Annotated in this window: 19 protein-coding genes; 12 read left to right on the top strand and 7 right to left on the bottom strand. The window is 72.3% G+C overall.

Features of this window, described 5'->3' with window-relative positions:
• Positions 1 to 3 precede the first annotated feature (3 nt).
• The 3 genes from MYMAC_RS08570 to MYMAC_RS08560 are packed head-to-tail and all read left to right on the top strand — an operon-like array spanning position 4 to position 2,866.
• Positions 4 to 1,458 carry an anthranilate synthase component I family protein gene (locus MYMAC_RS08570; RefSeq protein ID WP_095957715.1) on the top strand — a complete coding sequence of 485 codons (1,455 nt, stop codon included), beginning with the start codon at positions 4 to 6 and terminating at the stop codon, positions 1,456 to 1,458.
• Positions 1,455 to 2,024, top strand: a complete 570-nt coding sequence (locus MYMAC_RS08565; RefSeq protein ID WP_013935265.1) for an anthranilate synthase component II — start codon at positions 1,455 to 1,457, stop codon at positions 2,022 to 2,024. Before MYMAC_RS08570 ends, MYMAC_RS08565 begins: the two co-directional genes overlap by 4 nt.
• Before the next feature lie 17 nt (positions 2,025 to 2,041).
• A complete protein-coding gene (locus MYMAC_RS08560; RefSeq protein WP_095957714.1) occupies positions 2,042 to 2,866 on the top strand; it encodes an aminotransferase class IV in 825 nt (274 codons plus the stop codon).
• Between the two features lie 5 nt (positions 2,867 to 2,871).
• On the opposite strand, the gene MYMAC_RS08555 is transcribed toward MYMAC_RS08560, so the two are convergent.
• A complete protein-coding gene (locus MYMAC_RS08555; RefSeq protein WP_095957713.1) occupies positions 2,872 to 4,434 on the bottom strand; it encodes a hypothetical protein in 1,563 nt (520 codons plus the stop codon).
• Between the two features lie 11 nt (positions 4,435 to 4,445).
• Complete coding sequence (locus MYMAC_RS38305; protein WP_275663244.1) at positions 4,446 to 4,580, bottom strand: hypothetical protein; 135 nt, start codon at positions 4,578 to 4,580, stop codon at positions 4,446 to 4,448.
• A gap of 223 nt (positions 4,581 to 4,803) precedes the next feature.
• On the opposite strand from MYMAC_RS38305, the gene MYMAC_RS08550 reads away from it, so the two are divergent.
• The 4 genes from MYMAC_RS08550 (at position 4,804) to MYMAC_RS08535 (ending at position 8,016) form a co-directional block, all read left to right on the top strand.
• On the top strand, positions 4,804 to 5,217 hold the full coding sequence (locus MYMAC_RS08550; protein WP_095957712.1) for a hypothetical protein: 414 nt from the start codon (positions 4,804 to 4,806) through the stop codon (positions 5,215 to 5,217).
• Between the two features lie 14 nt (positions 5,218 to 5,231).
• The gene (locus MYMAC_RS08545; RefSeq protein WP_095957711.1) at positions 5,232 to 5,660 is read left to right on the top strand and encodes a phage holin family protein; all 429 of its coding nucleotides are present in this window, start codon (positions 5,232 to 5,234) and stop codon (positions 5,658 to 5,660) included.
• Positions 5,657 to 6,619 carry a hypothetical protein gene (locus MYMAC_RS08540; protein ID WP_095957710.1) on the top strand — a complete coding sequence of 321 codons (963 nt, stop codon included), beginning with the start codon at positions 5,657 to 5,659 and terminating at the stop codon, positions 6,617 to 6,619. The genes MYMAC_RS08545 and MYMAC_RS08540 overlap by 4 nt, the downstream gene beginning before the upstream one ends.
• Positions 6,620 to 6,756: 137 nt before the next feature.
• Positions 6,757 to 8,016 (top strand): threonine/serine exporter family protein, encoded by a 1,260-nt coding sequence (locus tag MYMAC_RS08535; RefSeq protein ID WP_095957709.1) that lies wholly within the window; start codon positions 6,757 to 6,759, stop codon positions 8,014 to 8,016.
• A 14-nt stretch (positions 8,017 to 8,030) separates the two neighbouring features.
• Here the strand turns inward: MYMAC_RS08535 and MYMAC_RS08530 are convergent, their stop codons facing one another.
• A complete protein-coding gene (locus tag MYMAC_RS08530; RefSeq protein WP_095957708.1) occupies positions 8,031 to 8,447 on the bottom strand; it encodes a DoxX family protein in 417 nt (138 codons plus the stop codon).
• A gap of 121 nt (positions 8,448 to 8,568) precedes the next feature.
• On the opposite strand from MYMAC_RS08530, the gene MYMAC_RS08525 reads away from it, so the two are divergent.
• A complete protein-coding gene (locus MYMAC_RS08525; protein ID WP_095961526.1) occupies positions 8,569 to 9,759 on the top strand; it encodes an AI-2E family transporter in 1,191 nt (396 codons plus the stop codon).
• Between the two features lie 76 nt (positions 9,760 to 9,835).
• Here MYMAC_RS08525 and MYMAC_RS08520 read toward each other — a convergent pair whose 3' ends face one another.
• On the bottom strand, positions 9,836 to 11,482 hold the full coding sequence (locus tag MYMAC_RS08520) for a lamin tail domain-containing protein (RefSeq protein WP_239989421.1): 1,647 nt from the start codon (positions 11,480 to 11,482) through the stop codon (positions 9,836 to 9,838).
• 244 nt (positions 11,483 to 11,726) lie between these two features.
• Positions 11,727 to 12,197, bottom strand: coding sequence for a YqaA family protein (locus MYMAC_RS08515; protein ID WP_095961525.1), 471 nt, complete (start codon positions 12,195 to 12,197; stop codon positions 11,727 to 11,729).
• A 222-nt stretch (positions 12,198 to 12,419) separates the two neighbouring features.
• On the opposite strand from MYMAC_RS08515, the gene MYMAC_RS08510 reads away from it, so the two are divergent.
• Both MYMAC_RS08510 and MYMAC_RS08505 read left to right on the top strand, forming a co-directional pair.
• Positions 12,420 to 13,577: an oxygen-binding di-iron domain-containing protein gene (locus tag MYMAC_RS08510; RefSeq protein WP_095957707.1), complete on the top strand. Its 1,158-nt coding sequence runs from the start codon at positions 12,420 to 12,422 to the stop codon at positions 13,575 to 13,577.
• Between the two features lie 37 nt (positions 13,578 to 13,614).
• Positions 13,615 to 14,808 carry a serine/threonine-protein kinase gene (locus MYMAC_RS08505; RefSeq protein WP_095957706.1) on the top strand — a complete coding sequence of 398 codons (1,194 nt, stop codon included), beginning with the start codon at positions 13,615 to 13,617 and terminating at the stop codon, positions 14,806 to 14,808.
• A gap of 138 nt (positions 14,809 to 14,946) precedes the next feature.
• Here the strand turns inward: MYMAC_RS08505 and MYMAC_RS08500 are convergent, their stop codons facing one another.
• Positions 14,947 to 16,320 carry an MFS transporter gene (locus MYMAC_RS08500; RefSeq protein WP_095957705.1) on the bottom strand — a complete coding sequence of 458 codons (1,374 nt, stop codon included), beginning with the start codon at positions 16,318 to 16,320 and terminating at the stop codon, positions 14,947 to 14,949.
• A gap of 70 nt (positions 16,321 to 16,390) precedes the next feature.
• On the opposite strand from MYMAC_RS08500, the gene MYMAC_RS08495 reads away from it, so the two are divergent.
• Both MYMAC_RS08495 and MYMAC_RS08490 read left to right on the top strand, forming a co-directional pair.
• Entirely contained in the window at positions 16,391 to 17,326 is a 936-nt protein-coding gene (locus MYMAC_RS08495) for a LysR family transcriptional regulator (protein ID WP_013935280.1), read from the top strand.
• Between the two features lie 32 nt (positions 17,327 to 17,358).
• Complete coding sequence (locus MYMAC_RS08490; RefSeq protein ID WP_013935281.1) at positions 17,359 to 17,739, top strand: TfoX/Sxy family protein; 381 nt, start codon at positions 17,359 to 17,361, stop codon at positions 17,737 to 17,739.
• Here MYMAC_RS08490 and MYMAC_RS08485 read toward each other — a convergent pair.
• On the bottom strand, positions 17,726 to 19,375 hold the full coding sequence (locus MYMAC_RS08485; protein WP_095957704.1) for an AMP-binding protein: 1,650 nt from the start codon (positions 19,373 to 19,375) through the stop codon (positions 17,726 to 17,728). The genes MYMAC_RS08490 and MYMAC_RS08485 overlap by 14 nt on opposite strands.
• Positions 19,376 to 19,413: the final 38 nt, after the last annotated feature.

Here is a 19,413-nt window from a genome sequence, read left to right as displayed (position 1 = left end):
GCCATGAGCCGCCCGCCCTCCCCCACGCGCTTCCCGGACCGGACGTCCTTCCAGGCATTCGTGGCCCAGGGCTACAACCAGGTGCCCGTGGTGCGGCGGCTCCCGCTGGGTGCGCTGCGTCCCGTGGACCTCCTGCGGACCCTCCCCGCCGAAGGCCGGTTCCTGCTGGAGAGCACCCGGGTCAGCGCCGAGGGGCGCTACTCCTTCCTTGGCGCCCAGCCCTTCCTGCGCTTCACCGCCCAAGGAGGACAGTGCTTCATTGACGGCACGCTCCAGCAGGGCTCACCGCTGGAGGTGCTCCGCACGCTGCTGCGCCGGTGGCGCGGCGTGCGCCATCCCGGAATGCCGCTCTTCTGTGGCGGCGCGGTGGGCTTCTTCGGCTACGAGGCCGCGCACTGCTTCGAGCCCCTCCCACGGCACCCACGGGACGACCTGCACCTGCCCGAAATCGCCCTGTCGTTCGTCGACACCTTCCTCGCCGTGGACCACCACGAGGGCCACCTCCTCGCGGTGGCCACGGGCGCGGACTGGGAGGACTGCGAGCGCCGGCTGGACACCCTGGAAGCCCACGTCCGCTCGGCCACGCCCACGGCTCCGCCCACGCCCCCCGCGATGGAGGGCCCCTCCGCGCGGTACCGCTCCAACTTCACCCAGGAGGCCTACCTGGACGCGGTGGAGCGCGTGCGCGAGTACATCCGCGCCGGTGACACCTATCAGGTCAATCTCTCTCAACGGCTGGAGGTGGACTTCCCCGGCGAGCCGCTCGCGCTCTACGAAACGCTGTCCGCCATCAACCCGGTCCACTTCGCCAGCTACCTCGAAGGCGATGGCTTCCACGTCGTCAGCGCCTCACCGGAGCGACTCGTCCGGGTGGAGGACGGCCGCGCCACCACCCGTCCCATCGCGGGCACGCGCCGGCGGGGGACGCCCGAGGAGGAGGCGCGCTTCGTCCACGAGCTGCGCACCAACGAGAAGGAGCGCGCCGAGCACGCCATGCTCGTGGACCTGGAGCGCAACGACCTGGGCCGGGTCTGCGCCTACGGCTCCGTCGCAGTGACGAAGCTGATGGACATCGTCGAGTACGCCCACGTCCTCCACATCGAATCAGAGGTCGTCGGCCAGCTCGCGCCGGGCGTGGAGCCGCTGGACGTGGTGGGCGCGCTCTTCCCCGGAGGGACGATTACGGGCGTGCCGAAGATTCGGACGATGCAGCTCATCACCGAGCTGGAGCCGCACGCCCGGGGGCTCTACACGGGCTCGCTCGGGTACCTGTCCTTCACGGGGGACCTGGACCTGAACATCGTCATCCGCACGCTGGTGGTGAAGGACCACCGGGCCTACGCACAGGTCGGAGGCGGCATCGTCCACGACTCGCAGCCCCGCCAGGAGTACAAGGAGACGCTCAACAAGGCGCGCTCGCAGCTCCTGGCCCTGGCAGCCGTGGGGAGGACGGGATGATTCTCGTCATCGACAACTTCGACTCCTTCACGTTCAACCTCGTGCAGGCGCTGGGCGCGCAGGGCGCCGAGCTCAAGGTGGTGCGCAACGACGCCATCACCGTGGCGCAGGTCGAAGCGCTCCGGCCCGACCACATCCTCATCTCCCCCGGCCCCTGCACGCCCCACGAGGCGGGGGTGTCCATGGCCGTCCTCCGCGAGCTCGGCGGACGCGTCCCCATGCTGGGCGTGTGCCTGGGGCACCAGTGCCTGGGGCAGGTGTTCGGCGCGAAGGTGATACGCGCACCGGTGCCGGTGCACGGCAAGACGGCGGCCATCGAGCACTCCGGCCAGGGCGTCTTCCGAGGCCTGCCCGTGCCCTTCACCGCGGCCCGCTATCACTCGCTCGTCGTGGACACGGACAGCCTGCCCGCGTGTCTGGAAGTCACGGCGTGGCAGGACGGCCTCATCATGGGCCTGCGGCACCGCGAGCTGCCGCGCCTCGAAGGCGTCCAGTTCCACCCTGAATCGTTCCTCACGCCCCAGGGGCCCCGGCTGCTCGCCAACTTCCTGGAGCCGGCGCGCTGAGCGCACGGGAGGCGGCAATGTTCTCCACGGTCGCGGTGAACGGCGAGGTGCGGCGCTGGGAGGACCTGCCCCTGCGGGACTTCGCCCAGGGCTTCTTCTTCGGGGCCGGCTTCTTCACCACCTTCCGCATCGAGGCGGGCAGGCCGTGGTTCCTCGCCCGGCATCTGGCGCGGCTGCGCGCCAGCCTGGGCGCCTTTCCAGGCGCGGTGCGCCCTCCTCCCCCCGAGCACCTCACCGAGGACGCGGTCCGCGAATCCCTCCAGCGCTGCCTGCGCGCCGATGCCGCCCTGGGCCCGGCCTTCCAAGGTGTGGGGAAGTTGTCGGCAAGTGACGGCCGGGTGCTGCTCACCTTCCGCGCGCACTCGCCAGACCTGGAGCGGCTTCACCACGAGGGCCGCGCGTTGGACAGCCAGGAGCCCGGAGCCTACCGCCGCGGCGACCCCACGCTGAACCACAAGGGCCTGTCCTACTTCCGCCAGTACCGGGTCATGGAGCGGCTGCCCCTGCTCGGCAATGAAGCGGGCGAGGTCTGCGAGCTGCCCACGGCCAACGTCTTCGTCCAGTGGGACGGCGCGCTCGTCACGCCGCCGCTGTCCGCCCCATGCCTTCCCGGCATCATCCGCGAGGTGCTGCTGGAGGCAGGACACGTGGGCCCGCTGCCCGTCCTGGAGCGGCCGGTGCCGTTCGCGCGGCTCTCCCAGGCGAGCGCGTGCGCCTTCACCAACGCCGCCCAGGTCGCCACGGGTGTGCCGAGCCTCCTCGGTCGGGCGCTTCCCGACAGCCTGGCCCTGGCTCACGACCTCCGGCGCCTCGTCGAGGGCATCGCGGCGCGCGAGCGCTGAAGCCCCTACGGCGCGGGCCGCGCCTTGAGTCTGTCCATGGGCGTCACCCGGCCCGCCGGGCGAATCTCCCAGACGGCGTTCCACACCGTGGACCAGTAGGCGTTCGTCTCCAGCCGAGCGACCTCGACCACCTCGAAGGACGCCGCGTCGACCGGCGGGGGCTGGGTCCCCAGCCAGAAGAAGCGCTCGTAGGCGGCGCCGTGCTCCCGCAGGTAGGGGCCCAGCGTCTGGAGCGTGAGGAAGCCCCGCTCGGGGTAGCCATCCGCCACCACGGGGGCGCGTGTGAAGGGATGGACCCACCAGAGCTGCGGCCCCAGCAGCAAGTCCCGCTCGGTGACGTGGGCCTCCACCCATGCCGGCACCGGGGCAATGCGCTCGCGGAGGTGGTGGAAGCCTTCCCGGGGCTGCCGGACGCGCGCGTGCAGCGGGGCCCAGAGATGTCCCGCCACCACCACCACGCCGGTGGTGACGAGCACCCGCGCTGACATCAACCGGGAGCGCTCCACCAGCGCCACCAGCACCGCCGCCGTCACCGGCAGCAACCCCACGCCCAGCGGCGCCAACAGGCGGCCATCCAACGTGTCCATCTGCGTGCGGGTGGCCGACCAGAACAGGCCCGCGACATACGACACCGCCATCAGCGCCGCGGGCCGCAGGCGCGCCAGCGCGTCATCTGGCGGGAGCGCCCCCTTCACACCTCGAAGCGCGGGCAGCAGCAGCCACACCGTGGCCGCCACGCACAGCACGCCGAACGCGCCAAAGGACGCGTCCCCCAGCAAGGTCTCCACCCCACTGAGCAACGAGGCCACCAGCCCCGCGCCGCGCGGCGCCCGGGGCGGCCCCAGGGCCTGTCCGAACAACGCGACGTTCCGGATGAACCACGGCGCCACCACGAGCCCGAGCCCCGCGCCCAGCGCCACCGCGTTCACGACGTGCCGGCGCCAGGGCCCGCCCGCCTCACGGGCCCACACGAAGCGCCACGACAGGAGCCCGGGCACGACGAACAGCGCCGCGTAGCGCGTCAGCACCGCCAGCCCCAGCAGCGCCCCCACCAGGAAGGAGCGGCCAGCACCGTCCGCCCCCCGGACCTCTCGCGCCAGCGCGAGCGCGAGCAGCGCGACGCACAGGGGCTCGGACCATGCCGCGGCCGCCACGTGCCCGAAGGGGCGGTACAGGATGATGAGCACCGCGCACGTCCAGAGGTACCGCGCGCCCTGTCTCGCGGGCGCCATGGAGAAGAGCGCCCCGGCGAGCACGGCGAAGCACAGCAGGTGCAGGGTGATGACCGCCGCATCCGGCCCCAGCCACAGCAGGGCGGCCCAGGCCATGGGGAACAGGGGCGGCCACAGGTCCAGCGGCCGGGGCGCGGCCGTGTCCACCGCGAGCAAGGTCCCCGACAGCCCCGAGCCCGACAGCAACCCGCGGGCCACGGAGAAGTAGTGCAGCGAGTCCGGCGTGTACTGGAGCCCCAGGCAGAACAGGCCGAAGGCCGCCGTGACGCCGAAGACACCGAGCCAGAAGGCCCGCGCGGAGATGCCGCCACGCTCACGGGCCGCGGAAACGTCCATGGCCAGGCAGTCTACACGTGACGGCCACGCCCGCCGTCCGTCAGCAACCGCCACGCGCCCTCGGCCACGTCGCGCCCGGGCAGGTGCCGCTCGAAAACGGTGCCCACGCCTTCCGCGTCCGAGCCGTGGAACCCCAGTGCCAGCATGGGAGCCTCCAGGCGCTGGACCTGCCCGTCCACCCGGACCTCCGTCCCCGGACGCCGCTCTCATTCCAGCCGCCGGCGCCTGCACTCTCCAACGCCCACCTGCCTCCGTATCAGGCTCCGTCCAGGCCAGCCATGCAGCATGTCTACCTTCAGAAGCGAATGCGCGCGGGCACCCGGCAGGGTGAAGCCCCGCGCCAGTCCCCCTGAACCGGAAGGAGTCAGCATGGGAAGCGTCAGTGACGGCAGCATTCAAGGCAGCAGGTACGCGCAGCGCCCGGAAGGAGGCCCCGCGTCCGGGCTCGGACAGGCTGGCAAGGAGCAGGCGAAGCAACTGGGCAGCGCCGCGAAGGAGCGCGTCTACCACCAGGTGGAAAGCCGCCGGGGAGACCTGGCCAAGGGCATTCGGGGATTCGTCTCCACGCTGGAGAGCCTCTCGGACAGGGACGAGGCGAAGGTGGCGCGGCCGCTGCTCGGCGGCGCGGCGGGGCTGCTGCGCCGCACGTCCGAACGACTCGAGAACGAAACCACCGACGAGCTGCTCGCGGATGCCCAGTCCCGGGTGCGCGAGCGGCCGGGGCTCTTCATCGCGGGCTGCGTGGCGGCGGGCTTCGCGCTTGGCCGGCTCATCAAGGCCTGAGGGGAGCGCCAGGGATGGAACCCACGATTCCCCATCAGGGCGCGGACGGTTTTGGCGCGCTCTTCTCGGAGTTCACCGCGCAGGCACGCCGCCTGGTTCGCGCCGAGGTGTCCCTGGCGCGCACCGAGCTGCGCGCGGAAGCAAGGAAGGCGTCGGCCGGCGCGAGGCTGCTGGCGGGCGGAGGCGTGGTGCTGCTCCTGGGCGCCCTCACCTTCGTCGCCTTCCTGGTGGCGGCGCTGGCCGAGGCCCTGCCCCTCTGGGCCTCCGCGCTCATCGTCGCGGTGGTGCTGCTCGCCGTGGGCGGCGGCGTCGCCTGGAGCGGGCTCCAGCGGATGAAGCAGGTCCATGGGCCTGAAAGAACGATTCAAACCCTCAAGGAGGACGGGCAATGGGCGAGCAGGACCGCGCACGCCATGAAATCGCAGATTCACGGGCACGCATGAGCCACCTCGCGGACGAGCTGGCCCGGAGGGCGGAGCCCGACCGGTTGAAGGCGCTCGCGAGCGAGAAGGCAGCCGCGCTGAAGGAGCGTGCCCGCGAGGTCGCCACGCACAAGGCCACCGAGCTCAAGCAGCACGCGAAGGAGGCCGCCGTGGAGAAAGCCACGGAACTCAAGACGCAGGCCAGGGAGACAGTCATGCAGAGGAGCATGGAGTTGAAGGAGCGGGCCGATACCCCCAAGGGCTGGAGCTTGCTGGGCGCCCTCGTGGGAGCGGGCGTGGGTTCGGCCTTGATGCGCAAGGCCTTCACCCGACGCGCGGCGCGCCAGTACGACGAGTCCGATGGGGGAAGGGACGAACGGTGGCGCTACGACGGCCCGCGCGCCGGCCGGGATGACCTGCGCTCCACCCGGGAAGAGGCCCTGGGGGCGGGCATCGGCGGCATCCCGGAGCGGCGGGCGGGCGGCGAGGAAGCCCTCGCCGGCATGAGGGCCAGCGCCAGCGACAAGGCGCACGAGGTGAAGGGCAGAGCGGCCGACAAGGCCACCGAGCTTCGGGAGCGCACCACGGACGTCGTCCACAAGGCCCGCGAGCGGGCGTCCCACATGCGGGAGCGGGTGCCCTCGCGTGAGGACGTCCAGCATCGAGCGTCCGACTGGTTCGACCGCACGGCGGATGAGCAGCCCCTGCTGTTGGCCGTGGGCGGCATCACGCTGGGCATGCTGGCCTCCACCCTGCTGCCGGTGACGGGACAGGAGCGCAAGCTCGTCGAGCCCGCGAAGCGCCGCGCGAAGGAGGGGGTCTCCCAGCTCGGCGGGCAACTCCACGAGAAGCTCCAGGGAGAGGAACAGCCAGCGTCTGGCGGTGTGGGGGGCCCGGCCCTGGCGCCGTCCGAGGCCTCCAGCGTCAGCGCGAGCCGCGTGGAGACCACCCGCCAGGAGGATTCAAGGAAAACGCATTGAAGGGCGGAGCCCCAGGCACCCAGGAGACCTGAACAAGCGACATTGACCGCGGAAGGCGCCGGGCCCAGGGCAGGCGGGCGCCCCCGGCGCGCGGGGGCCTGCCTCGCCGCCGTTTGACTCGGCCCAGGGCCTCTGCCATGTGCGCGGCCGTGGCCGTCCCTCCAGAGCTCCTCACCGCCGCCAGCCATCCCCCGCCGCCGGGCGCCGCCGTCGCCTTCACCATCCGGCTGGGCGAGGCGCTGCACCGCTACGGCACGCCCGCCCACCGCCTGGAGCTGCTGATGCAGCGCGTGTCGGAGCGCTTCGGCCTGGAGGGGCGCTTCTTCTCCACGCCCACGTCCATCTTCTCGTCGTTCGGGCCGCCGGAGGCGCTGCGCACCTCGCTGGTCCGCGTGGAGCCGGGCGACATGGACCTGGAGCGGCTGGCGCTGCTGGACTCGCTGGCGGACGACGTCATCCACGGCCAGGTGCCGCCCGCCGAGGGCGCCCAGCGGGTGGAGGCCATCCTCGCGCAGCCCGACCGCTTCGGCCCGGCGCTCCAGCTCCTGTGCTGGACCCTGGCGGGCGGCGCCGCGGGGCGGCTGTTCGGCGGCGGGCTCAAGGAGATGGCGGTGGCGGCGTTCAGCAGCCTGCTCATCGGCGCGCTGGGGGTGCTCACCCGGAAGCAGCCCACCACGGCGCGGGTGCTGGAGCCGGTGGCCGCCATCCTGTCCTCCGCCGTCGCCGCGGTGGCCGCGAGCCTGATGGGGCCCCTCTCCGCCCAGGTGGCCACGCTGGCGGGCCTCATCGTCCTGCTGCCAGGCCTGTCGCTGACGGTGGCCATCAACGAGCTGGCCACGCGCAACCTCATCTCCGGCACCTCGCGGCTCACCGCGGCGGCGCTCGTCTTCCTCCAACTGGGCTTCGGGGTGGCCCTGGGCAGCCGGCTGTCGCTGGTGCTGCCCGCGCCGCCCGTCGCGCCGCTGCCGCCCGCGCCGCCGGACTGGACCCAGCTCCCCATGCTGCTGGTGGCCATCTTCGCGGTGTGCGTGCTCTTCCGCGCGCGCCCCCGGGACTGGGGATGGATTGCCGGCGCCTGCACCTTCGCGTTCGCGGGGGCCCGGCTGGGCTCGCTGCTGCTGGGGGCGCAGTTGGGCGCCTTCGTGGGCTCGCTGCTGCTGGCCATGGGCAGCAACGCGCTGGCCCGGCTGCGCAACAAGCCCTCCATCACCACGCTGGTGCCCGGGCTCATGCTGCTGGTGCCCGGCAGCGTCGGCTTCCGCAGCCTGTCCTCCCTGCTGGAGCGGGACGTGGTGGCCGGCGTGGACACGGCCTTCTCCATGCTGATGGTGGCCGTGGCGCTGGTGGCCGGGCTGCTGTCCGCCAACGCCCTGGTCCCCACGCGCAAGGTGCTCTGAGGCGCCGCGCCGCCTCAGCCCAGGCGGGTGACGTACACGGCCACCAGCGTCAGCAGGAAGTAGGGCACCAGCCCGCCCGCGCCGGCGTAGTCCTTCGCCATCCGCTGGCCGAAGAAGAGCGCCACCAGCGACACCGCGGAGAGCAGCGCGCCCCAGAAGGCCAGCGCCGCGCTGCCCGTGGCCACCAGCGCCACCAGGCCCGCGGCGCTGAGCGCGCCCGCCGCCAGCTCCAGCAGGGTGATGGTGGCCAGCATCAGGGGCACCACGCCGCGCAGCGGGCTCTTGGCGAAGTGGCCGGTGAGCCACCCCAGGTTTCCCTTCCAGTCGATGACCTTGTCGAGGCCCGACTGGAGGAAGAGGATGGCCAGGAAGACAGCGCAGAGCGCCTGGAGCAACCAGACGGTGAATGGGGGGGAGTCGAAGGGCGGCATGGCGCGCCCACTCTAGCCGCCTTGCGTCCAGGCCCAAGCCTTCTTGGCGGCACGGCAGGCGGGCAGGCCAAAGCGCCGCCCGTCCCTACCCTTCCATGAAGGCAGCCCTACCTTGACGGGCATGGCAACCGAGCAGACCGCCCGGCGTGTGTTCACCGGCCTCATCATCCTGTCCATCATCCTGCTGGCCCTGGTGGTCCGCCCGCTTGCCAAGGCCTTCTTCCTGGCCGCGGTGCTCGCGGGAACCTTCTACGGCCTCTATTCGCGGCTGAGCCGGAGGCTGCGCGGACGGCACAGCCTGGCGGCGGGGGTCATCGTCTCGGGGGTCATCCTGGCCCTGCTGCTGCCCCTGGGCGGCTTGACGGCCTTCGTCGTCACCGAGGTGTCCGATGGCGTGAAGTTCGTCTCCGACACGGTGCAGCGCGAAGGCGTGGAGGGGCTGATTGGCAAGCTGCCCGGCCCGGTGCGGGGCGCGGTGGATGGGCTGCTGGAGCGCGTCCCCCTGGAGCAGGCCGAGCTCGATGAGACGCTTCAGCAGCAGGTGAGCTCGCAGGGCGGCACCGCGGCGCGCGCGGTGACGGGTGTGGTGGCGGCCACCGGCTCCATCGCGTTCCAGACGGTGATGATGCTCATCGCCCTGTTCTTCCTGCTGACGGATGGCGCGAAGCTGGTGGGCTGGCTGGAGAGCGTGTCGCCCCTGCGGCGGGGGCAGACGGGGGAAATCCTCCGGGAGTTCCGCGGCGTCTCCGTGGCGGTGCTGGTGTCATCGGTGGCCACCGCGGGTGTGCAGGCGGCGGCGGCGCTCGTCGGGTTCCTCATCGCCCGCGTCCCCGCCTCGCTCTTCTTCGCGGGCGTGGCCTTCTTCATGGCGCTCATCCCGGCCGTGGGCGCGGCCATCGTCGTGCTCGTCGCCGCGGCGCTGATGTTCTTCAGCGGCCATCCCTGGGCGGCGCTGTTCCTGGCCATCTGGGGCACGGTGGTGGTGGGCCTGGTGGACAACGTCGTGAAGCCGCTCCTGGCCAAGCGCGGCATGCACCAGCACGGCGCCATCGTCTTCTTCGCGCTGCTCGGAGGCCTGGCCGCGTTCGGCACGGTGGGCCTGCTGCTGGGCCCGCTCATCGTCGCCTTCTTCCTGGCCCTGGTCCGCATCTACGAGCGCGACTACGGCCGGCCCACGCCGCGCCCCGGAGACCCGTCCACGCCAGGCGGTCAGGGCAGCGGCGAGGAGAGCCCCATCATCCGTCCGTCCACGCTGCCGGCGGAGTCGAGTGAGCGCGCGCCCCTGTCGCCCACGCCGCCGGAGCGCCACTGAGGCCCACCCCGCGGCAACCCGGCCCCGCTCCCCGCGCGGACGGGGAGCAGGGCCGGAGGACTTCACGGGAGACGTCTCAGAACGCCGCGCCCGTGACGCGGCGGCCCGGCGAGGACTTCAGGCTGGACAGCGTGCTGTGCAGCACGAAGGCCGCCGTGGCGCCCAGGTCCGGGTTGCGGTTGGCGGACACGCCGTCCGTGCCGCTCACCCCGGAGGACAGCACCGCGGACTCCACCACCGCGCCGGTGGCCGACTTCACGGTGACGGTGTCGCCGCTGTTGGACAGGCCCAGGGTGCCCGTGGAGGCCGTCACCGCGCTGGGCGTGCCGGACGGGATGCCCGCCGCGCCGCCGAACACCACGATGACGCCGCCGGCCGCCAGCGAGGTGCCGCTGGGGAAGGTGTGACGCACGCTGACCGCGTCGGACACCGTCCACCCGCTCAGGTCCACCGCGCCGGTGCCCGTGTTCACCAGCTCCACGAACTCGCCCGCGACGCTGGAGCCCGGCTCGTTCACCATCACCTCGTTGATGAGGACCTTGCCCGTGCCGCCGCTGGGGGCCGTGGTGATGCTGAAGGCCGCGTTGCTGGTGTCGCTGACGCTGGCGTTGGACGCGTCGCTGATGCGGACGCGGGCGGTGGTGGTGGCGCTGGACGGCACCGTCCACGCGTAGCTGCCCGCGGCGGCGGACGTGCTGGCGGCCAGGGTGCTCCAGGTGCTGCCGTTGAGCGAGTACTCCAGCTTCACGTTCGTGACGCCGGTGGACGTCCAGGTGATGTTGCGCACGCTGCCCGCGGCCCAGCTCTCGCCCCCGTTGGGCGCCGTCACCGTGACGGAGGCGTCATCGCCGGACGCGCCGTCCCCCGGGATGAGGAAGTCCTTGATGACGGCCATGTGCTGCATGCCGGAGGCGGCGCTGTCACCGTAGAGCGCGGGGGAGATGTCGCTCAGCGGCGAGTACACGCGCGTGTCCACGACGAGGCCGTTGGTGAAGGTGCTGCCGCCGATGACGACGGACGTCTGGTGCGCGTACAGGTCGGCGTCCACCAGCACATGGTCATACGGCCTGTTCCGGCCCGCGTTGGTGTTGCCATTGCCGTTCTTGTCCACCGGGTGCGGGCCAGCGGTGCGCACCACCTGGGACAGGGTGCTGAAGGTGGACTCGTTGCGGCTGCCGGTGTTCAGGTCACCGCCGACGACCAGGTAGTCACCCGCGGGGATGTTCGCCCGGATGCGGCTGACCAGGCTGCTGGCCTCCGAGTTGCGGTTGCCGCTGCTCGTGGTGAGGAAGTGCACGCTGATGGCCCAGAGGTCCTTCGGGCCCGGCACGTCGATGCGCGCCCAGGCGAAGTCGCGGTTGGAGACATACGGGTCATCCCACTCGCCCGAGGCGATGATGGGGTAGCGGCTGATGATGCCGTTGGGAATCTGCGCCCCGCCCTCTCGGTAGTAGTGGAACTGCGTGCCGAAGGCCGTGTCCACGAAGCTGCGGAGGTCCGCCGCGGAGTTCGACCTGTAGTTGAACTCCTGAATCATCACGATGTCGGCGTCCGTGCCCTGGAAGATGCGGATGCCGTGGCCCGGGTCGTAGTCCTGCCCGTTGCCGCTGGACGTGTTCGCCGCCAGCAGGCGGAGCCGGACCTCGCCCAGCGCATCCTGCCGCTGCCCGACGTCCGCGCCGTCGAGCCCCTCGGGCCCCCCGCCAGGTCCTCGCCACCACATGCCGCGAGCACCGCCAGCAACAGCGCGGCGGCATGTCGCCGCCAGGTCGACAGCCCATGGCTCGAAGGAGTTGCGTCGTCACGCATGATGTCCGGTCCTGCCCCTGAAAGGAGCGGTTGAGGGTTCGGCTGAGACATCCGCACGCTACCCGATTCACGGGGAATGAGATGCTCACCCGTCTTCTTTATCAGTCGGGACTGTCATGCGTTGCGTGAAACATGGGTGAAGCCGCGCGCGGCGCGCGTCACAGCGCGGCGGCCGCGGACAGCGCGACGGCGAGATAGCGAAGGCCCTTGCCCACCGTGACGAAGAAGACGAAGGGCAGCAGCCGCACCCCCAGCATGCCGCCGGCGATGACGAAGGCGTCTCCCACCACGGGCAGCCAGGACATGACGAGCACGGGCGCGCCCCACGTCCGCGTCCAGGCCTCCACCCGCTGCATGCGGGGCCCCTCCCGCTCACGGCGCCGCGCGTACCAGCGCCCCAGGGCGCCGCCGCCGCCGGCCGCCACCCAGCGCCCCAGGACGTAGAGCGACAGCGCGCCCAGGACGTTGCCCGTGGTGGCAATCAGGACGGCCGTCGCGGGCGCCGTCCCGCCGTAGACGAGCGCGGCCAGCAGCGCCTCCGACGGCACCGGCACGATGGAGCCCGCCAGCATCGCGAGGAGGAACAGCCCCGGGAGCCCCCAGGTGGCGAGTACGGACGGGTCGGGCATCAGCGGAGCGAAGGTGGGCGGCCCCAGCCTGCCATGCCCCCCGCCCGCTCGCACGCGCTTCAACCTCCGGGGGCGCAAACGCTGCGCGCCGCCCCGCCCGCGCGCTGGAATTGCGCCCGGCGACCGCTCGCGGACGCGTGTCCCCGGGGAGCAGGGGCCGCGGCGCACCGATTGCTACGGGGGAGTGACATCACCCCCAGCGAGGGAAGGAACTCCGCGCCCATGAGCAGCACCGTTGCCCCAGTCCCGAGCCCGAGCCAGAGCTCCGACCTCCGCCTCGTGCCGGTGGAGATTGCCCCCGAGACGTTCTGGGTGGGCAAGCGCGAGCCCGGCAACATCTTCTACGCCAACCCCTACCTGCTGCGGTTCCGCGGCACGGACAAGAAGACGCAGCGGCCCACGGAGTTCAACCTCCTCGTCGACCCGGGCTCGAGCAGCGACTTCTCCACCATCCACACCAAGGTGACGTCCCTCATCGGTGGCATGGACCGCCTGTCGGCCATGTTCATCAACCACCAGGACCCGGACGTGGGCTCGTCGGCGAGCATCATCTCCGCGCGCTACGCGCCCCGGGCCGGCCTGCTGTGCTCGGAGGACACCTGGCGGCTCATCGTCCACCAGAACCTGCCGCGCCACCGCTTCATCCCCACGGAGAAGTTCGCGCAGGGGCTCAGCGTGCCCACCGGCCACCGCCTGCTGCCGGTGCCCTCGCCCTTCTGCCACTTCCGCGGCGCCGTCATGCTCTATGACCCGCAGACGCGCGTGCTCTTCACCGGAGACCTCTTCGGCGGGCTCACGGACTCCAACGCCAGGGGCCTGTGGGCGGACGAGTCCGACTGGGCGGGCATCCGCGCCTTCCATCAAATCTACATGCCGGTGAACGCGGCGCTGCAACGCACGGTAGCGGCCATCCGCAAGCTGGAGCCGGGCGTGGACATCATCGCGCCGCAGCACGGCCGCATCATCCGGGGGCCCCTGGTGCAGCAGTTCCTGGAGCGTATGGAGAAGCTCCAGGTGGGCCTGGACATCATGGACGAGGCGCAGGACAAGACGCACCTGCAGGCCTGGAACGCCGTGCTGGACCGGGTGCTGGCGCTGGCGCGCGGCTACCTGGGCGACTCCGTGGAGGCCAAGCTGACGGCGAGCCAGGAGCTGGCGGACACGTCTCAGTACGACGGCACGCGACTGGTGGTGAACCGCCTGGGCAAGTGGACGCTGGAGCACGTAGTGGACCTCCTGTGCCACGGCGAGCCGCCGGAGATCGCCGGCCCCATCATCGTCGAGGCCACCAGCGCCGCGGCCGAGTACAACCTGCCCACCCCGCACCTGGACATCGAGGGCGTGGGGGCACCGTCCCACGTCTCGCTGCTGGACCCCTGACACCCACGCCGCGACGACGCAGCCGAGGGAGGCCGAGGTGCACTCGACCGACGACGAAGACCGCGTGGCGTACCTGGGGGGCGCCGCGCTGGAGCCGCAGCCGCGGGTGACGCCGCCGCCGGCCATCGTGAAGCCGCCCCCGCGCGCCGGCTTCCCCCCCGCGCCGCCGCGCGCGGAGACTCCGCCCGAGGCGGCGCTCCGCCCCGTGACGCCGCCGCCCGCCCTGTCGCTGGGCGAGACGCTGCGCCCGGTGACGCCCATGTCACCCCACGGCACGTGGCTCCAGGGCGTCCCGGTGCCCGCGCCCTCCAGCGTCATGCGCGGCCTGGTGCCCGGTCAGACAGTGGCCCAGCGCTACCGGGTGGAGCGCTGGCTGGGCGCGGGCGGCAGCTCCACCGTGTACGAGGCCACCGACCTCCGGCAAGACGTGCGCGTGGCCCTCAAGGTCCTCGCGGTGCCCCACGCGGATGACGCGCTGGTGGCGCGCTTCCGCCAGGAGGTGGAGCACGCCCGGGCGCTGGAGCACGTCAACATCCTGCGCGTGTTCGACGCGGGCGTGGACGGCGAGCGGCACTTCCTCACCGTGGAGCTGCTGGACGGCGTGGACCTGCGCCAGCGGCTGCTGGAGCGGCGCGCCACGCTGGCGGAGGCGCTGCGCTGGCTCACCCATGCGACGGTGGCGCTGGAGCACGCGCACGGCAGGGGGGTGCTCCACCGCGACGTGAAGCCGGCGAACCTCTTCATCACCCGCACCGGCGTGCTCAAGCTGATGGACTTCGGGCTCGCCAAGAGCACGCACGTCATGGGGACGACGGCGCAGGGCGCGGTGCTCGGCACGCCGGAGTACATGGCGCCGGAGCAGGTGACGGGCAACCCCGCGGTCTCCCCGGCCACGGACTTGTACGCGCTGGGCGTGGTGGCCTACGAGCTGTTCACCGGCCAGCTCCCGTTCCGCCACCCGGAGCCCGTGCCGTTGATGTTCCTGCACGTCCAGGAGCGCCCCGTGCCACCGCGCACGCTGCGGCCGGACCTGCCGGAGCCCTTCGAACGCGTGGTGCTGAAGCTGCTGGAGAAGCGCCCCGAGGACCGCTACCGGACCGCCACCGAGCTGCGCTCCGCGCTGGCCAGGCTGTGGCCGCGGGCACTGCAAGGCCCTGCGCCAACGCTGGCGGCACCGGCACCGCCGCGCGCGAGCCTCCGGACGCCGGACCCGGGAGGCCACACGGGCTGAGCGGAGAGCCTGCCCCTCACCCCGCCGGCACGGCTCCAAAGCCGTGGGGCCCAGCCTGCGCGAAGACGCAGCGCCAGCCCCGCCGCCGAGATGGCCCCCCATCCGGCAGCGACGCGCAGTCGCCCACCGCGCCCGCCATCACGCGCCCGAAGCCGTGGGCTCCGTCCTGCCCGGAGCCAGCAGCGCCAGCCCGAGCGCCGCGATGGCGGTGAGCCCCGCGGCGAGGCCGAACTGCACCGCGAAGTGCCCGCTGGCCAGCGCGAGCACGGCCACCGCCAGCGAGCCGCCCAGCAGCCGCGTGGCGTAGAGCGCGCTGGTGACGATGCCCCGGTGATGCCAGGGCGCGCGGGACTGCGGTCCAATCAGCGACGTACTGGCGGCCGGTCCCAGGCCCAGGCCCAGCACCGCCAGGCCCACCAGCGCGGCGGGCACGCCCCATCCACGCGCCGCGGCCAGGGACAGCCATCCCGCCCCCAGCGCCGCCACCGCGAAGCCCACGCCCGCGCTCAGCCGCATGCCGCCGCGCACCAGCAGCTTCACCCCGAAGGTGGAGCCCACGGACCACCCCAGCAGCATCGGCAGCAGCGCCAGGCCCGCCGCCAGCGGCGTGTGGCCGCCCTGCTCCGTCATCCACAGCGGCACCCAAGCGGCCATGCTGTACAGCAGCGCGCCACCGGCCATGCCGCCCGCGACGCCGCAGAGCACCGCGCGGTCCCGCAGCAACTCCGCCGGGAGCAACGGCGACACCGTCGTGCGCTGCTGCCGCACCAGCAGCCAGCCCGCGCCCACGGCGGCCAGCGCGCAGGCCCAGCGCAGGCTCGCGGCGCCCGGCTCCAGCGAGAACAGGAGCAGCGCCGCCGAGGAGCCCGCGAGCACCGGCCCCCACCGGTCCATGCGCACCTCCGGACGGCGAGGCGGGTCGCGGTACGACAGGTACAGCAGCGCCGCGGCGAACAGGCCCACCGGCACGTTGACCAGGAACACCCAGCGCCATGTGGCGTGCATCACCAGCCAGCCGCCGATGAGCGGCCCCACCACGTTGCCGGCGCCCCAGGCCCCGGTGAAGAGGCCCTGCACGGCGGCGCGCTCGCGCAGCGTGTAGAGGTCCGCGGAGATGGTGAGCGTGGTGGGCTGCAACGCGCCCGCGCCCAGGCCCTGGATGACGCGGAAGGCGATGAGCCCCGGCACCGAGTCCGCCAGGCCACACAACGCCGAGCCCACGAGGAACAGGCCCATGCCCGCGAAGAAGACAGGCTTGCGCCCCAGCCGGTCCGCCAGCTTCCCGGAGATGAGCACGCCCACGGTGGACGCGAAGAGGAAGGCGGAGAACACCCACGAGTAGAGGTGCTGCCCGCCCAGCTCACGGGTGATGGTGGGCATGGCGCTGGTCACCACCGTGCCCTCGAAGGCGCTGACCACCAGGGCCAGCAGCACCGCGCCCGTCGCCGTCCGGCGCGCCACGCCCGGGCGCGCGCTGACCATGGGTTCCGCTGTGACGCCGCTTCCGTCCATCCCTCTTCTGTACGCCTCGGCTCCCCATGCGGAAATCGCATCTTCCGCATAGGCTCCTTGCGGAATCCGCATGACCTCCGAACAGCTCCGAGCCTTCCTCGAAGTCGCCCGCGCGGGCCGCCTGGCCACCGCCGCGCGTGGGCTGGGCCTGTCCCAGTCCGGCCTCTCCCGGCAGCTCCAGTCGCTCGAGGCGGCGCTGGGCGCGCGCCTGCTCGTCCGCACGCCCGGGGGCGCGGTGCTGACGGACGCCGGCGAGCGCTTCCTGCCCCATGCGCGGCGGGCCCTGGACGCCTTGACGGCGGGCACCTCGGAGCTGGAGCGGCTGTCGGGGACACCGCATGGCGTGGTGTCGCTCGGCACGCTGCACACCGTGGGGGCGTACCTGCTCCCGGACATCATCCCGGCCTTCGCTCGACAGTACCCGGAGGTGCGGCCCCGGCTGAGTGAGGGGCTGGCGCCCACCCTGGAGGAAGGCGTGGCGCGCGGCGGCCTGGACCTGGCCATCCTCTCCCTGCCCGTGCGGCGCGCCGACCTGGTGGCGCAGCGGCTGTGGGAGGAGCCCCTGGTGCTCGCGGTCCCCCGGGGGCACCGGTTGACGAAGGCAGGCAGGCCCCTGGCGCTGGAGGACGCCGTGGAGGAGCCCTGGGTCGTCATCCCGGGCATGAGCGGCACCCGGGCGCTGGAGGCCGCCTGCGAGGCGCGGGGCGTGACACCCCGCCTGGCGCTGGAGACGGACAACGCGGAGGCCATGCGCCGCATGGTGGAGCGCGGCCTGGGCATGGCGGTGGTGCCCCAGTTGATGGCCAGGGACCACCGCGCCCAGGGCTTCGACGTGGTGCCCCTGGAGCGCGGCGGCCTGAAGCGGCAGGTGGCGCTGATACACCGGGGCGAGGGCTACCTCACGGCCGCGGCGCGGGCGCTCAAGGCCTTCATCGTGGAGAGGGTGCGCGCCATGCCCGAGCCCTGGGGCACACGAAAGGCCGCTCCAGGCCCCCGGGTGCGCTAGCGTGCCGCGACATCGAGACGTGGAGAGCCCCCATGGCCCGGACGGACAGCTTCGTTGAGTACACGTTGGAGTTGCTGGAGAAGGTCGGGCCCCTGCAGGCGCGCGCGATGTTCGGCGGCTGGGGCATCTACGCCGCGGGGCGGATGTTCGGGCTCATCGCTGGCGGGCAGCTCTATTTGAAGGTGGATGAGGTCACGAAGCCAGACTTCCAGGCCGCCGGGTGCCGGCCCTTCGTCCACGACACCGCCGCCAGGCCGGTGGAGATGGGCTACTGGACGCCGCCCGCGGACGCGGCGGATGACGCCTACGCGCTGCTGCCATGGGCTCGGCGTGCGGTGGACGCCGCCAACCGGGCCGCGCTGAAGAAGGCGGCGAAGAAGCCCCGCGCGAAGAAGCGCGTCAAGCCGTCTTGATGGCCGCGGCGTCCTCCAGCCCCAGCTCGGCGACGGACGCCTCGCGCATCTTGAACTTCTGCACCTTGCCCGTCACCGTCATCGGGAACGCGTCCACGAACTTCCAGTAGCGGGGAATCTTGAAGGACGCGATGCGGCCCGAGCAGAAGCGGGTCAGCTCCTCGCCGGTGAGCGCCGCGCCGGGCTTCACGCGCACCCAGGCCATCACCTCCTCGCCGTACTTCTGGCTCGGCACGCCGATGACCTGCGTCTCGCTGACGCCCGGGTGCGTGTGGAGGAACTCCTCCACCTCCCGCGGAGAGATGTTCTCACCGCCCCGGATGATGGTGTCCTTGATGCGGCCCACCACCTTCACGTAGCCCTCCTCATCCATCACCGCCAGGTCGCCCGTGTGCATCCACCCGGCGGCGTCCACGGCCGCGGCGGTGGCCTCCGGGTTGGCCCAGTACCCCAGCATGACGCTGTACCCGCGCGTGCACAGCTCGCCCGGGGCGCCCCGGGGCACCACTTCGCCCGTGCCCGCGTCGATGACCTTGACCTCCAGGTGCGGGTGCACGCGGCCCACGGTGGACACGCGCTTGTCCAGCGGCGCGTCCAGGGCGCTCTGCGTGGACACCGGCGACGTCTCCGTCATCCCGTAGCAGATGGTCACCTCGCGCATGTGCATGCGCGACTGCACCTGCTTCATCACCTCCACCGGACACGGCGAGCCCGCCATGACGCCGGTGCGCAGCGTCGACAAGTCGAACTCACCGAAGCGCGGATGGTCCAGCTCCGCGATGAACATGGTGGGCACGCCGTACAGCGACGTGCAGCGCTCCGCCTGCACCGTCTGGAGCACCGTCAGCGGGTCGAACGCCTCGGCGGGAATCACCATGGTGGCGCCGTGGCTGGTACACGCCAGGTTGCCAATCACCATGCCGAAGCAGTGATAGAACGGCACCGGGATGCACACCCGGTCCTCCGGACCGTAGCGCAGCGCCTCGCCGATGAAGAAGCCGTTGTTCAACACGTTGTGGTGCGACAGCGTGGCGCCCTTCGGAGAGCCTGTCGTCCCCGAGGTGTATTGGATGTTGATGGGGTCATCGAACTGGAGCGACGCCTCGCGGGCCGCCAGCGCGTCCTCGGAGACGTCCTTCCCGCCGTCGAGCAGCCCCTGCCAGTCGTCCTCCAGGACGAGCGCCCGCTCCAGCCCTGTGCAGCGCGGCTGGACCTCCCGCACCATGGCCCGGTAGTCCGTCTGCCGGAAGCCCCGCGCGTACAGCAGCACCTTCCCCCCGGACTGGTTGAGGGCGTACTCCAGCTCCGAGGTGCGGTAGGCCGGGTTGAGGTTGACCAGGATGGCGCCGATGCGGGCCGTGGCGTACTGGATGGCCACCCACTCGAAGCGGTTGGGGGACCAGAGCCCCACCCGGTCCCCCTTCTGGACCCCCAGGGCCATCAGCCCCCGCGCGACCTGCGTGGTCAGCGTCCAGAGCCGCTGATACGTGGCCCGGTATCCCTGGGACGCCACCACCAGGGCCTCGCGGTCCCCGTGCCGCTCCACGGTGCGGCGCAGGTTCTGTCCAATCGTCTCCCCCAGCAGCGGGGTGGCGCTGGTGCCATGGGCATAGGAAGGGACCGGGGAATGGGCCATGGCGTCATCGTCCCGCCGGGGCTGCCCCCCGGCAAGCA

It is taken from the genome of Corallococcus macrosporus DSM 14697, from assembly GCF_002305895.1.
GTDB lineage: Bacteria > Myxococcota > Myxococcia > Myxococcales > Myxococcaceae > Myxococcus > Myxococcus macrosporus.
The sequence above is the reverse complement of the archived record's forward strand: the minus strand, read 5'-3'. Positions and strand labels throughout refer to the sequence as shown.